6 protein-coding genes are annotated in these 14738 nt (G+C 68.6%); 3 read left to right on the plus strand and 3 right to left on the minus strand.

What is annotated here, in order from left to right; translation table 11 throughout:
* Window positions 1-88: 88 nt before the first annotated feature.
* On the minus strand, window positions 89-6238 hold the full coding sequence (locus ABT313_RS19585; RefSeq protein WP_350855393.1) for an RHS repeat-associated core domain-containing protein: 6150 nt from the start codon (window positions 6236-6238) through the stop codon (window positions 89-91).
* Window positions 6239-6290: 52 nt separating this feature from the next.
* Window positions 6291-9569 (minus strand): LamG-like jellyroll fold domain-containing protein, encoded by a 3279-nt coding sequence (locus tag ABT313_RS19590; RefSeq protein WP_350855396.1) that lies wholly within the window; start codon window positions 9567-9569, stop codon window positions 6291-6293.
* A 267-nt stretch (window positions 9570-9836) separates the two neighbouring features.
* Between ABT313_RS19590 and ABT313_RS19595 the strand changes: the two genes are divergently transcribed.
* The 3 genes from ABT313_RS19595 to ABT313_RS19605 are packed head-to-tail and all read left to right on the plus strand — an operon-like array spanning window position 9837 to window position 12792.
* The gene (locus ABT313_RS19595) at window positions 9837-10493 is read left to right on the plus strand and encodes a response regulator transcription factor (RefSeq protein ID WP_350855399.1); all 657 of its coding nucleotides are present in this window, start codon (window positions 9837-9839) and stop codon (window positions 10491-10493) included.
* On the plus strand, window positions 10490-11866 hold the full coding sequence (locus tag ABT313_RS19600; protein ID WP_350855402.1) for a sensor histidine kinase: 1377 nt from the start codon (window positions 10490-10492) through the stop codon (window positions 11864-11866). The genes ABT313_RS19595 and ABT313_RS19600 overlap by 4 nt, the downstream gene beginning before the upstream one ends.
* Window positions 11863-12792, plus strand: a complete 930-nt coding sequence (locus ABT313_RS19605) for a TAXI family TRAP transporter solute-binding subunit (protein ID WP_350855405.1) — start codon at window positions 11863-11865, stop codon at window positions 12790-12792. Before ABT313_RS19600 ends, ABT313_RS19605 begins: the two co-directional genes overlap by 4 nt.
* 20 nt (window positions 12793-12812) lie before the next feature.
* On the opposite strand, the gene ABT313_RS19610 is transcribed toward ABT313_RS19605, so the two are convergent.
* On the minus strand, window positions 12813-14495 hold the full coding sequence (locus tag ABT313_RS19610; RefSeq protein ID WP_350855408.1) for a S8 family peptidase: 1683 nt from the start codon (window positions 14493-14495) through the stop codon (window positions 12813-12815).
* Window positions 14496-14738 lie beyond the last annotated feature (243 nt).

The raw sequence follows: 14738 nt of genomic DNA on the forward strand, positions 1-14738 counted from the left end.
CCTTACCTCGCCTTAAGAAGAATCGCTGGACAACAAACGACCAGCGCCGACGACAAGGTGTCGTCGGCGCTGGTCGGGCGCTACAGGGTCAGCAGATGCTGAAGACGTTGTGGCCCCAGACCTTCCACGAGACCACGCACTTCGTCTTCTGCTTGGGCTTGTCGTTGCGATGTGGCGAGCGGGTGTCGCCGCTGAGCATGTCGTAGAGGAACCACAGGCCGAGACCTCGTCTCATGACCTTTCCGTCGGCTCTGAACTCGCCCTTGACCTTGCCGAGTTGGCCCCTCGGGGTGACGCCGCCCTTCTTCCAGATCTCGCCGACCCGGTAGAGGGTCCAGCTGCCGCGGGCGACGACGTACCACTTGACGTAGTACCACCCGCCGCCGTCGGTCTTCCCCTTGGCGATCGCCGAGCCGAGGACGGCGCAGGTGTTGGCCGGGGTGCCCCTGATGAACCGGCAGATCGCGTAGCCGGCGCCGGCGACCTTCACCAGCGCGTAGTCCTCGCCGCCGAGGATGGATTTCCCGCCCTTCTTGGGCCGCTTGCGCTGTTCTTTCTTCTTGGGCTTCTTGGCAGCCTTCTTGGCCTTCTTCTTCTTGAGCTTGGCCGCCTTCTCGCGGGCCTTCTTTTCCGCCGCCTTCTTGGCGGCCCGCTTGGCCGCCGCGATCTTCTCTTTCTTCTTCTTCGCGAGGTAGCGCTGGTAGTCGCAGCTGTCGCAGTAGTAGCGGGAGGCGGCACTCTTGGTGGCCTTCTTGTGCTTCTTTGCCGCCTTCTTCTTTTTCTTGGGGGCGTGGTTGTAGCCGCCGCAGCCGTCGCAGTAGTGCCCGCCGGGCAGGACGCGCCACTGGCCGTCGGGGTCGCTGGCCGTGATCGGCGTGTTGTCGGCGTACGCGTAGCCGTTCAACTGTTGCGGGTTGTCGAAGTCGGCGACGGGGTCGGTGGAGATGAAGCGTCCGCGGGCGGAGTCGTATTCGCGGGCGCCGAGGTGGGTGAGTCCGGTCGGGTCGTCGACGCCGTCGACGTAGCCGTGCCGGTCGGGCCAGGTTGCGGGCTTGGTGCCGCGGTCGACGCCGAAGGGCGTGAAGCGGCGCTGCGTCTGGCTGAGGTCGGTGGCGTTGACCGAAAGGGTGTTGGTGCCGTTGCGGTCGGCAACGGTGAAGTCGAGACCCGACTCGGTCCGGACGGCGCTGGTGCTGCCGAGGTCGTAGTAGCGGGTGGCCGTCACCGTGCCGGCGAGGCTGAGGCGGAGTTCGGAGTTGTCGAGATAGAGGGTGGTGCTGTCGGCGTCGCGGGCGATGAGCCGCTCACCGTCGGCGTCGTACAGGTAGCTGGTCGCCTTGCCGTTCTCGGTGAGGGTGGCCAGATTGCCTTCGGCGTCCCACGTGAGAGTCTGGGCCTTCCCGGCGACGTTGCGGGCGGTGGTGTTGCCCGCGGCATCGTAGGTGAAGGTGTCGTTCCGGGTGCCGGTGGCGACGCCGGCCAGCGCGTGCGGCCGGGCTGCTCCGGCGGCGGGATAGGTGTAGTTGGAGGTGGTGGCGGCACCGGTGACCGGGTCGTGGTTGGTCTCGCTCAGTCGGTTGCCAGTCTTGTCATACGTCCAGCCCTGCCAGTACGGCGCGGGTCCCGTCAGTGCGCCGGCGCTGGGCTGGGCGGAGCAGTCGGCCGCAGGGGTCCATGCCTCGGTGAGTCGGCGCAGGTAGTCGTAGCTGAAGCACTGGACATCACTGACACCGCCTTGGGGCGTGTCGGCGATCTTGGTGATGTTGCCGGCCGGATCGTAGGTGTACTTCACGTCCGCCAGGTGTTCGGGCGCAGTGGAGCGGTCGACCAGGACGCGATCCAGGTTCCGGGTCGCGTCGTCGTAGAACGCGGTGTGGACGAGTTGCTTGCCGGCCGCGGCGGACAGGGTCGACTGGGCGACTTCGTCGTACGGCGTGTAGGTCGCCGCGGTGAGCATCGCGCCGAGACCACTGCCCGCGGTCTGCAACCGCCCGGACGCGTCGTAGCCGTACCGCAGCGTCTCGGCCGCGAGCCCACCCGCTGCCGGGTACGACACCAGCGACGGCAGCCCGGTGGCGGTGTAGCCGGTGTTGGTCTTGTACGACCCGGCCAACGCGCCCTCGGACGCGGGAATCGTGACCGTGCTGGTCAGCGGCCGGTACCGGATGTCGTAGGCGTCGACCGACTTGGTGTACGCGTTGCCGTTCACGAAGCGGGTCGACGTCGCGAGCATGCCCTTGACGCTGGTGCCCGAGACGAGGGTGTCGTAGGTCCACTGAGCACGTTTGGTGCCGGAGGTCGATCCGTCGTACATGCCGGTACGGCGGCCCAGGGCGTCGTAGGTGTAAGCGAGGGTGGTGCCGCGCGCATCGGTGCTGGTGAGCAGCTGGCCCGCGTTGTCGTAGGTGAAACTGCTCGTCCCGGTGTCGGGGTCTTCGCGTTGGGTGACGCGACCGCGAAGGTCGTAGGTGGTGTCCCAGGTGTTGCCCGCCGGGTCGGTCGTGGTGACCATGTCGCCACGCTTGTTGTAGGTGTAGGTGGTCGCGTCGTAGGAACCGGTCGGCGAGCCGCCGGTGTACTGGCGCAGCTCAACGACCGCGTCGTCCGCGTCGGTGATGGACGTGGTGGCCGTGTCGCCGTCCGGCGGATCCACGCTGATGCGGTCACCGCCGTACGTGGTGGTGGTGCGCCACTTCTCGAACCCGTGCGAGCGGAAGATCTCCACCGTTTCGCGTTCGGCGCCGTCGTAGACGGTCAGGTCCTGGCCGGGCACGGCCGCGTCGCTCACCCCGGTCAGCAACGTCGTACCGGCGGCGCCGCTGTTCCAGTACGCGCCGTTGGACTTCACTTCCAGGCCGCGTGCGTCGTAGAACGTGTCGGTCACGACCCGGCCGCCGTCGGGCGCCGGGTCCTGGGTCTGCCGTTCGCGCAACTGCCCGTCGTACAGGTCGTAGCCGGCCTCGTACGTGCCGTCGTCGCGGATCTCCTCGGTGGTGATCACCGACGGCGCGTCCTGGCGGATCAGGTAGGAGTACTTGGTGTTCGGGGTCTTCCCGGCCGCCTTGGACCGGTCCGGTAGCCACACCGCGGTGATGCGGCCGAGCGGGTCCCGCGTCGTGTCGGTCCGCCGCCCGTTCTGGTCGACCTCGGCGACCGACTCACCGAACGCGGGCTCGACGGTCGTCGTGGTCACATACCCGGCCGGGTTGGTCACGGTGATGTCGGTGACGGCCGCGCCACTGGCCGGGGTGTAGGTGGCCGACGTCTTGCGGTCCAGCTGGTCGTAGGTCTCGATCGGCCGGCCGTAGGAGTCGTAGGTCGTGCGTCCCTCCTGCGTGTAGACCGGTGTGGTGCCCGAGAAGGAGGCGAGTTCCTTGGTGAGGGTCTCGTCGCCCTTGGTCGGCGCCGCACCCAGCGTGGTGGATCCGTCGTAGTAGGTCAGGTCGTCCGACACCGCGTCGGCCGGGTACGACGGTGTCACGGTGCAGGCCACGGACACGGTCTGTTCGCGAGCCTCGAGATCGATCAGGTACGACGACGTGTTGCGGGCGTACGTCGTACGCGTGCATTCCTCGTCGCCGGTCTTGGCGGTGTCGCCGAGGTCGTTCTCCTCGATCTCGAGCCCGTACGAGTCGTAGGTGGTGCGGGTCTCGGTGTTGCGCCATCCACCGGACGACAGCGCCTCGCGGGACCGTTCGGCGGCCTCGTCGACCATGTAGGCCTTGAGCGAGCCGTTGACGGTGACCCGGGTGGCGGTGGGGGCGGAGATCGTCGGGTCGGTGATCACGCCCTCCAGCACGCTGCCGCCGGCCTCGGTGTAGGTGAGGGTCTCGCGTTCGAACCCGGCCAGCGCGGGATGATCGGCGATCGTGCCGCCGAGGGAGTCGGTGACGGTCACCGAGCGGGTGCCACCGGCCGCGAGTTTGTCGCCGTCCATGCCGCGCAGATAGAGGGTCTCCTCCTGGGAGCGGGTCTCACCGGGGTTGCCGTGGAGCTCCCGGACCCGGCTGTAGCCGCGCCACTCTCCCCACGTGCGGTACTTCGTGGGCGTCAGCTCGTTGTCGTCGTAGTGCCACGCGCCGCCGCCGACGTACTCATAGTCGGTGCGCTCGATCCCGGCCACGCCGGACTGGTCGTCCTCGAGCACCGTGATCGGCACGTACTTGTGGAACCAGTCCAGCGTCAACGACTCGGACCCGTCGGCCTGCCAGTACTGGGGGAAACACCGCTTGGTGTTCTGGTCCGGAGCCGGCAACGAACCCGCCGTACACTCCGCCGCCGAGTAGTTCACGTGGACGTGCCCACCGGCCTCGTCGTACACGTCGGTCAACCGCCACTTGTACATCGGCGGAATACCCTCCACGGCGTCCACCCGGTTGCCCAGCTGCACGCCCTGGAACGACACCGAAGGAAGCGACGCGGTCCCGCCGACCTTGCCGGTCGCGGTGATCGATGCCAGCCACAGCGCCGGCGAGGTGCCGTCGCCCGGGTCACGGAACTCATAGCCCAACGCCCACGACGTGACATCGCGGTACGTCGTCCCCGACACCCACAGCTGGGTCGTCACCGACGCCAACCGCTTGCGCGTCCAGAACGTCGGCGAATACAAGCCGGTGCACGACTTGCCGGCCGAACAGTTCTGGTCGTACGGCACGTCCGGCCAGTTCGCGGCAGTGGCCGACGTGATGTCGCCGGTGCCGCAGGTCGCACCCGCTGCGCAGCGCTCGTCCACCGCGAACGACACCCGCATCGGAGCCGCCGCCGAGTACATCGACGTGGACCGCTGGCCGTAGTCGACCCGCTTCGGGTACCCGCCGCGCACGTACTGGGTGCCGGCGCTCGCGGTCAGGTTCCGGCCGTAATAGTTCGTCTCGCTGCCGTAGAAGTACGACATCGCGTTGCCGTTCGGGTCGACCACGTAGTCCAGGTTCCAGCGCCATGCCTGCGTGCAGTACGACGCCGCGAACGACGCCCCGTGGCAGGGCTCGCCCGTGTCGTTGCCGAACACCGGCGCCGTCCAGACCGAACCGGTCTCCTCATTACCCGCGGCCCACCCGGGCAACCGGTTCAGGCCGAAGTAGTACTGCGTGCCGTCCAGCGACGTGAGCCGCCAGTGCTCGCCGTCGTTGTCGCCGTTCACTCCACCGGTCAACCGCTCCAGCCGCGAACCGTCGTCGTCCCGCAGTTTCCAGGTACCGGTGGCGTCGTCACGGACCAGCTCGGACGCGGTCCCACCCAACACCAGGTAGGCGTTGTCGGTCTCCCAGCACAAGTCCTGCGGCTTCGGTGTCGTCGTCACCTCATCCGCGCAGGAGGTGTACCGCCGCTCGACGAACCCCTCGTCCAGGCCCCAGCCCTCACCGACCCACGACGACTGGTTGTTCGTCGACGCCACCCGGCCGTCGATGTCACCCGACGAATAGCCCAGGTTCAGATCCGGTTCCGGGCCGCCGAAACCCTCCGGGCCGTCCATCGAGTAGGCCCACGTGAACGCACCCGACGAGCCGCCCGCGTTCCACGACGCCGACGCGGACAACGCAGTCGCCTTGTAACTGCCCGCGCTGCCCGCCGGCGCCGACGACAACGCCAGCACCGTCGCCGCTCTCGACGCGGCGATCTCGGTAGCGATCCGGTTGTCGCCGGTCGCCTTGGACGTCAGCACCTGCCCGTCCGAGCATCCGGCCTTGCCTGGTGTGGTCAGCGCACACGCAGGCAGCCGCACCAGCCGCACGCGGCTTGCCCAGTCGCCGCCGTACGCCGAACGGAACGCCGAGTAGTCCACCTCGACCTTCACCTGGCCACTGGTCGCAACCTGGTCGGTGCGACCGACGCTGAACAGCATCCCCGAGGCGCCGACCTTCTCAGCGGCCGAACGGTCGTGAACCTGAACGCGGACCCGGTTCACCGGCGTCAACGCGGCGCCCTGGACCCGCCCCGCGCCGACCCGAACGGGCAACCGGCCGGCCTGCGTAGTGGTGCCGTCGCGGGGGAGCGACACCTCCGCCTCACCCGCCTCCGGTCGGCTCACCTGTGGAGGTTGATGCAGCACGGACGCCGCTTTCGGATCGGCCGGGCGCGACCTGGGCGCGGAATCGCGCCCAGGCACCGACCACTCGGTCTGCGCCGCGGGCCGCCACGCATCCGATGCACCAACATCAGCCCGCGCTGCGGGCGCGGCGACCAGGCTGCCGGCGGCGAGCGCGACGGCCGTGACTATTCCGGTGAACGGCACCAGCATGGCGCCACTCCTTTCATTGGGCGGGGCGGAACTACTCCCACGAGCGCGTGGGTCACAGCTGGGACGGCAAGAACAGGTCGGCGATCTGCTGATCCGTAAGCACACCGGAGTACATCTGCACGTCGTCGATGGCGCCGGTGAAGAAGCCACCGAGACCGGCTGCCGACGTCCACGCCGCTCCGAAGCGCGCCGCCCCGGTCGCGCTCCAGGCGCTGCGGTGATACGCCTCGGCCGCGAACTGTCCGTTCACGTACAGCCGCAGCGTCTGGTCCTTCGCGTCGTACACCCCCGCGACGTGCGTCCACCCACCGGCCACCGGCTCGTCGAACGGGCTGACCGCGGCGTGCACCTCCGCCGCAGCCGAGTCCTCGACCGGCATCGCCACCGACCAGCGGTAACCGCCGTACATGTCGTCCCAGCCGTATCCCAGGCTGAAACCGCTCACCTGCGAGCCGTCCTGACTGATCACGACCTCGTTCTTGCCGACCGCGGACGGCTTCACCCAGGCGGCCACCGTGAAGCTGCCGTCGGTCCGGACCGCCGGCCCCGACGCCGTCAACACACCGGCGCTGCCGTTGAGCTGCACCGCGTTGCCGCTCTTGCCGGCCACGCGTGACACACCGCCGGCCGACCAACTGGCCGGATGCGCCCCGGCGGCGTCCCCGGCCGTCGTGCCGGAGGTCTCGTCCATCAGCCAGGCACCGTCGCGCCGCGCGATCTGCTGGATCTCGCCTGGCAGCAACACCCGGTTGTACACCTGCAGCTGATCCAGATCGCCCGGCCAGTACTCGCCGTAGACGCCGTTGACCTTCGACCGCCCGATCTGGAACGACCCGGCCGCGCTCCACGGCGTGGTGTACGCCGTCGTGGCCTCGAGGACACCGTTGACGTAGAGCCGGATCTGGGCGTTCGGCGCGTCGTACACACCGGTCAGGTGCACCCACCTGCCGTCCGCCGCGGGCACGGTGGTGGAGATCGCCCGGACGTAGGTCGGCGCGGCGACGTCGGCCGAGGTGCGGTTGAAGATCCACCGCCGGTACGAGCTCGAGTAGTACAACGAGAAGGCGCCGGCCCGGCTCCCGACCTGGGTGGCCACCACCGCGTTGCGCGACGTGTCGGTCAGGCGCACCCAGCCCGACACGGACAACGAATTCAGCGTGTTGACCACCGACCCGGTCGTCGCCGCATACCCCGACGTACCGTTGAGCGTCAGGGCACCGCCTTGCCGGCCGTCGCCCCAAGACGCGCCGCCACCGAGGGCGGCGTTGTGCCCGCCCTGCCCGGAGTCGACCGCCACCGTGCCGTCACCGGTCTCGTCCAGCCCCCAGTCCGCGACCGGACCCGGCGCCGGGCCGGCGTAGAACACCGCCGTCACCACCGCGGAACGGTTGCCCCCGGCATCGACCGAGCGGACGTGCACCCAGTTCACGTACCGATCCGGGACGACCGAGACCGTCACCTCGCCGCCCGGCGCCGACGGTGTCGCGGTCAGGTTCAGCGCGGTCGAGGTCCCGTTCAGGGCGTACTCGTACCTGACGACATCGGACTCACCGTTGGCGCCGAACGTCACCGGCAGGCTCGTCCCCATCACCGCGTCGCCGGCTCCGTTGTCCGGGAACCCCGACGACACTGCCGTCGGCGCCTCGGGCACGGTGGCATCCACGGCGAACTCACACCACGGACTCCACGCGCTGACGTCGATGCCGTCCTCGGCCCGGACCCGCCACTTGCCGACCGCACCGTTGCCGAAGGCACCCGACGGAACGGTGGTCGCGACGACCGTCGGCGTCGCGCCCGCGACGGTCGGCGAGACGTACTCCCCGACCGGGGCCGAACCGTCGACCGTCCACCATTCGAAGTGCGCCTGGACCGAGTTGTCGGCGTCTTGGAGAGTCGCTCGGAGTGTCGGCGTCACCGTGGACACGACCAACCGATCGGCACCCGTAACACACGACGCCGAGCCTTCGGTGGTGAGGTTGGCGGGGTTGTCGGGGATCGTGTTGTAGTCGATGGTGATACTCGGGTTGTTGGCGAACTTCTTCCACGAGTACGAATCGCTGGTGCTCTCCGCCTTCGTCGAGGCCCGAAGTCCCTGCGTGACGTTGGACCAGCCGTTGGCGGCGGCGTTCGTGACCTGGCTGGTCACGTTGAACTCCACCCCGCCCGCCGGGCAACTGGACGACGAGAAGCCCCTCGCGAAGCTCTTCTTCTCCATCTGGTACGCCCACGTCGGCTGGTTCTTCCAGGTCGTCGCCGACGAGATCGGGTTGGTCGCCCACACCTGCACCTCGCGCACCGTGCAGGACCACGACCAGTTCTCGAACGTCTGCAGCGTGGCCTTGAGGATGTGCTTGTACTTCACGCCGCTGGTGTCGAACTGGAAGAACGAGCGCGTGCGCTTCTGGTCCGTGCCGTCGTAGCCGACCCGGGCGACTTTCTCCGAGGTTCCGAGGTTCGCGCCGTTGTAGAACGACGTGGTCGGGTAGTTGCTCCACACCTGGGTCCAGGCCTGCTTGACGCCGGACCACGACGGGTCGATGAAGACCGGGAACCGGGTGGTGCTGCTGGTCAGCATCGCCCGATCCGGCACGAGTGACAGCTGATCCCCGGCGACCTTGGCACCGACTGCCGTTACCCGGCCACCGGGCTGTACGGCGGACCCGTGACCGGAGGAATCCCACATGTACGGCGCGGGTCCGCTGAACACGACCTCGCCGGCCGGATCCGTCGCGGTCAGACCGGCCGCCGTGGCATGAACCGCCAAACCCTTGGCAGTCAGGCGATACGGCAGCGATGCGAGCGCCGGGTTCGTCGCGGCCGCCGCGTTCTTGACCACCAGGATCTGCGACAGACCGGCAGTCGAGGCAGTCAGGACGAGGTCGACACCGGGGAAGACCTCGCGGTACGTCGCGGTGTCGCCGGACAACGTCGGCTGGGGCAGACTGCCCGGCCAGCCGACAGCCAGCTCACGGCCGTCTCGGCGAAGCCGAACCAGAGGCGTATCGCCGCCCCCGGAGAACGCCAGATCGAGCGGGCCGGCGACCGGCGCTACCGTTCCGTCCGTTCGGGCCTGCAACGTCATATCCACCGGCACCCAGCCGGACGATCCATGTACCCGTACCGGCAACGCCGACTCGTGCCGGGTGAACGAACCGTCGGGATTGGCGAACACCTGCCCTGTCTCAGTGGTCAGCGTGCCGACCTCGACCTGGCGCCCGGTCCTGGCGGCGACATCGCGCGCCTGCGCTTCGCCCAGCACCGTCGCGGCTCGAGCCGGCGTCGAGGCGATGACGACCAGCAGACTTCCGAGGAGGGCGAGGACACTGCTCATCGCCACCGCCAACCGACCGGCCTTACGTGGGCGTTGAAGAGTACGAGACGGCATGACGGCCTCCACGGGGCGACGAAGGAAGAACTGAGTCCTCCGTGCCAAGGAACATGGTCCGGCGCAGTGGCGTCCACGAAGTGCCCCACGATCCTGCGCGTATCGACAACAGCCGTGCGCGTGTCGATCGGCACCTCAGGGTTGTGCTCAAGGCCACGTAAGGATTCGGCGCCCGGGGTTGCGCAGTACGGCGGTTGTCACGACATTGACGTCGTGCGGATACTGATCGCCGAGGACGACGACAGCGTCGGTGCGGCACTGGTCGATGTGCTCGGCGCGCACGGTCACCAACCACGTCGGGTCTCCAGAGGCGCCGACGTGCTGCTTCGGCACAGCTCGGCCGATGTGGTGTTGCTGGACCTCGGCCTGCCCGACGGCGACGGGCTCGACGTGCTGCGAAAGCTGCGCCTGGTCAGCGAGGTACCGCTGCTGGTCGTCACCGCGCGCGGTGACGAGCGGTCGGTGGTGCGCGGCCTGCGGCTCGGCGCCGACGACTACCTGGTGAAGCCCGTACGGTTGGGCGAGCTCCTGGCCCGGATCGACGTGGTGGTCACCCGTCGCGCCAGGAGCTCGCTGCCGGCCGGGGTGGTCGAGGTATGTGACGTCGTGATCGACCTGACCGCTCGACGCGTCCGGGTCGGCGAGCGGGAGATCACGCTGACTCCGAAGGAGTTCGACCTGCTCGGGGCGCTGGCGCGCCGGGTGGGTGCCGCGGTGAGCCGCGAGGTGATCCTCGACGAGTTGTGGGGCGACGCTTTCCTGGCGAGCTCGCGGGCGCTCGACGTCCATCTCGCCCAGCTACGCGTCAAACTCGGCTGTCCCGGCCTGATCACCACCATCCGCGGTTTCGGATACCGACTCGGCTCATGAGAACGCGAGTTCTGATCGTGCTGACGGTCTTCTCCCTCGTCGCAGTCGCCGGGCTGGTCCTGCCGCTGCTCGCGACCACCTCTCAGGCCCGCACGCAGACGCTGTTGCTCAACCGCGTTGCAACGCTCGACCGGCTCGCTGCACTGGCCAGGGAGGTGAAGGACGCCGGCGACCTGGCCGCCGTGCAGGCGGAAGCATCCCGGATGACCGAGGTGTACGGCGAAGACCTGCTGCTGGTAGGCCCGAGCGGACACCCGCTGATGTCCACCGGCTCGCTGGACCTCGACGATCCGGGTGTGCGAGAGACCCTGGCATCCGCGTCGCGGAACCTTGCGCAGACGACCCTCGACCCGGTTCGGCCGTGGAGCGAGCGGCGGCATCTGCTGGCCCGTCCCGTCGGCACCCCGCATGAGTTGGCCGGCGCAGTCGTGCTGCGCGTCGACGCCGGCCGGGCGATCTCCGACGTACGTCGCGACTGGGCGCTGATCGTGACCGGGGCGATCGCCGTCGAACTGCTCCTCCTTCTGCTGGCGATGCTGCTCACCCGCTGGGTGGTCCTTCCGGTCCGGCGGCTCGAGGAGGCCGTCGTCGGCCTTGCCGAGACGCCGACGACGGGCCCGGCCGTCATGCTGTCCGGGCCGCCGGAGCTGCGCCATCTGACCCGATCGTTCGCGGACATGGCGGCCACGGTCACCCGATCCCTGGAGATGCAGCGCCGGATGGTGGCCGATTCGTCGCACCAGCTGCGGAACCCGCTGGCGGCCGTCCGGCTCCGGCTCGACGCCCTGGCCTCGGAGCTCCGCGATCCGTCCAGCCCGCGGTTCGCCGGCATCCAGCAGGACCTTGATCGGCTCGAGGCGCTGCTCAACGATCTGCTCAGGCTTGCCGAGGCCGAGAGCCGGCGCCCGGATGCCGTGGCCGGTCAGTCGGTCGTCTCCGAGGTGCTGCCCGGTGAGGTGGGGGCGTGGCGACTGCTCGCCGCCGAAAGCGGAGTCGACCTGGCAGCCGATCTCGCCGTCGTACCGCCGGTTGCCGTCAGCGAAACCGACCTGCGACAGATCGTCGGGGCCCTCGTCGACAATGCGATCAAGTACGCCGGCGACGGAGCGCGGGTGATTGTCCGGATCGAGCGGACAGGCGCGGACGGCGTACGGCTGACTGTCGTCGACGACGGGCCAGGGCTTCCTCAGGAGCAACGTGAGCTGGCGTCGCAGCGGTTCTGGCGCGCCGATCAGCACCAGTCGCCGCGAGGCAGCGGTCTCGGTCTGGCGATCGTCGACCAACTGGTCAGCGCCGCCGGTGGGAAGCTCACGATCGAGGCGGTGACGCCACACGGCCTGGCGGTTCACGTCGACCTGCGGGCGGCGACATGAGCGGCCTGCGCTTGTCCCGGCGGGCTCTGCTGGCGGCCGGACTGGCGTCGTACGTCGGTGGTTGCAGCTCCGACCGCCCTCTCGTGGACCGGCTGGTGGTGGCCGGCGGTGAGCGTGGCGGGTTCTACCTGGAGTTCGCACAGCTCCTCGCGACGCAGCTGACGGCTGCAAAGGTCGCCCGGACCGTCGAGGTGCGGTCGACCGAGGGCAGCCTGCAGAACCTCGAGCTCCTGCGTCTCCGGCAAGCAGACTTGGCGATCTGCCTCGCCGATGCCACGGCGCACTCTCGCGAGGTTGTCGCTCTCGGCAGGGTCTACGAAAACTATCTGCAGTGCGTTGTCCCCGCGGCCGGACCCGTCCGCCAGTTGCCTGACCTCGTCGGCAAGCGGGTTTCCTCCGGACCACCAGGCGCCGGTGCCGCGCTGACCACGAACCGGCTCCTGATCGCAGCCGGCATGCACGCCGAGCGTGCCCCCGTGATCGCCAACCTGCATCTCTCGGACGCCGCCGACGCGCTTGCCGCAGGACGGATCGACGCGATGTTCTGGTCCGGTGGGGTACCGACCCGGCGACTGTCGGATCTCTCCGCTCAGATCCCCGTCCGCCTGCTGCCTCTCGACCGCTGGCTGTCCACGCTGCGCACGGCGTACGGCGTGGTCTACCAGAGGGCCCAGATCCCGGCCGGCACGTACGGCGGTGTCGAAGAGGTCAGCACCATCGGCGTACCGAACCTCCTGATCTGCCGACCCGAACTCTCCCGCGCAGTCGCCTCGAAGATCGTCGACGTCCTCGTCAAGCACGCAGCCGGCCTCGTCCCGGCCGCCGCGATCGGCGCCCACTACCTCGACCCGAACTCCCTCATCGGCACCAGCCCCCTGAACCTCCACCCAGGCGCCACCACCCGCTACCGCACCCTCCACGGCTGACGAAGCACCCTCACGGGTGATTAGCGTCGGAGCTTGACCTCCAGCGCGTCCGAGACGCCGTTCTTGAGCAGTTGCTCGCGGACGTCGTCGATGGCGACCTCGTCATGCCCGGCGGAGACGGCGTTTTCGAATCGGCGGTAGAGCCTCGGGTCGGTCGCCAGGTAGAACGCGAGTTCCTGACCGACCTGGCCGAGGTCGGCCGGGACTTTGTCGGCAGATGTCCCCAAGAGGTCTGCCAGTCCGCCGTCGAGGGGGCTCGGTTCGTCGACCGCGGCGAGCAGAGATGGTCGGGCATTGCGGACAGTGTCCTCGAAGAGATGACCGAACGTGGTGAGGCCGCCGCGTGCCAGCGGTACGTGTTGGCTCGCAGTCGGTGCGAGCGTCGGTACCGTTCGGCCGTTGGGCAGCTGTGCCGACAGCAGTCTGTCGGCATCCACGAGCCCGCCGCCGAACTGTCCGGACGGCCAGCTGGGGACCGGGGTCGCGGTGTCTCGCAGCAGTTGCGAGAAAGTCGACGCGATCCGCTCCTTGCCGCCGCACGCGTTGATGATCTTGTTCCGGCCGTGTTTGGCGAGCCACAAGGCGGCGATCCCTGCGACGGCGGCCACGGCGTACGACGTACCTGAGCCCTGGCCCACATTGTTGAGGGAATCGTTGGCGTTCGCGACTGCATGCCAGACCCGGTCACCGGGGGCGGTGATGTCCACCGCACGTCCATGTGACGAACCCTTCCAGATGCCACGTTCAGCATCACACGCGGCGACGGCGACGACCTCGTCGTACGCCGCGGGGAACACCACGAACCGGACGCAGTTGCCGGCGGCAGCGAGCACGATGACGCCTCGGCTCGTCGCGTAGGTCACGGCGTCATGTAGACGGTCACTGCTGAGGCCGCCCATGCTGATGGAGATGACGTGGACGCCCCGGTCTGTCGCCATCTCGATCGCGCGGGCGAGGTTGAGAGTGTCGAGGAGGACCACGCTGTCGGAGACCCGGAAGGGGATCAGCTCGGCGTGCGGCGCCGTACCACTGACCGCGTCGGCCGGGTTCCCGTTGGCGGCGCCTCGTGGGCTGATGATGACGCTCGCCGTACCCGTGCCGTGGCCGCCGTTCTGCCACGGGAAGGTCTTCTTCAGCTCGTCCTGCGGGTCGTCGTCGTGGTCGACCAGGTCGCGGCCGCCGGTCTGCAAGTTGGCCGCGATCTCCGGGTGACGCCGATAGCCGGTGTCCGGGTGGCCGATGACGACTCCTTCGCCCGGCTGTGCGCCGGCAAAGTGGTTCTGCCAGGCGAGCGGGACATTGGCCAACTCGATGCTCCACTCGTGATCCTTGGCTTCGGCGAGGTCCTCACCACTGCCACAGCCGAAGCTCGACGGACCGAAGGCAGCGGCTGCTTCCTCGTCGCCGTCGAAGCCCCACTCCGGACGGTCGGTGACCCAGGCCTTGAACAACGGTTCGGCGCTCACGATGCCTTTGTGCCCACGAAGCTGGTAGGTCCGGTCCCATGCATCGCGCGGGCTGAGTGCACCTTCTTCGGCAGTCACTTCGAACTGGTTGTTGCGGTCCCCGTAGTTGGTAGCTCGCCAGCCCTCGCCGAGTACGTCGCGGATCGCACGATCCACTTTCTGTTGCGCCGCGCGAGCGGTCGTCTTGACAGCGAATCCTTGGAGGACCGGACCGGGATCCTGCTCGTTCTCGCTCATGTGTCGTCCACCCCCCAACGAGTACGGCAGCGGTCCCGCCCCAGGTCCGTCGGCCGCACGTCGAATTTCCACAGTCCCCCGAGTCCCAACCACCGTCAAGACCGCGAATGTGCAATGCCTCAGCGGGTATTTCCATTGCCGATTTCTCGTTCAAACAGGTGAGCTAGTTTTGCTGTCTTGCACGAATTCGGCACGAGTGGAACGCTGAAAGGTGACGCTCTGCGTCGCGAGGGGGATCTGTCG

The organism is Kribbella sp. NPDC000426 (genome assembly GCF_040300265.1).
In the GTDB taxonomy this organism is placed as follows: domain Bacteria; phylum Actinomycetota; class Actinomycetes; order Propionibacteriales; family Kribbellaceae; genus Kribbella.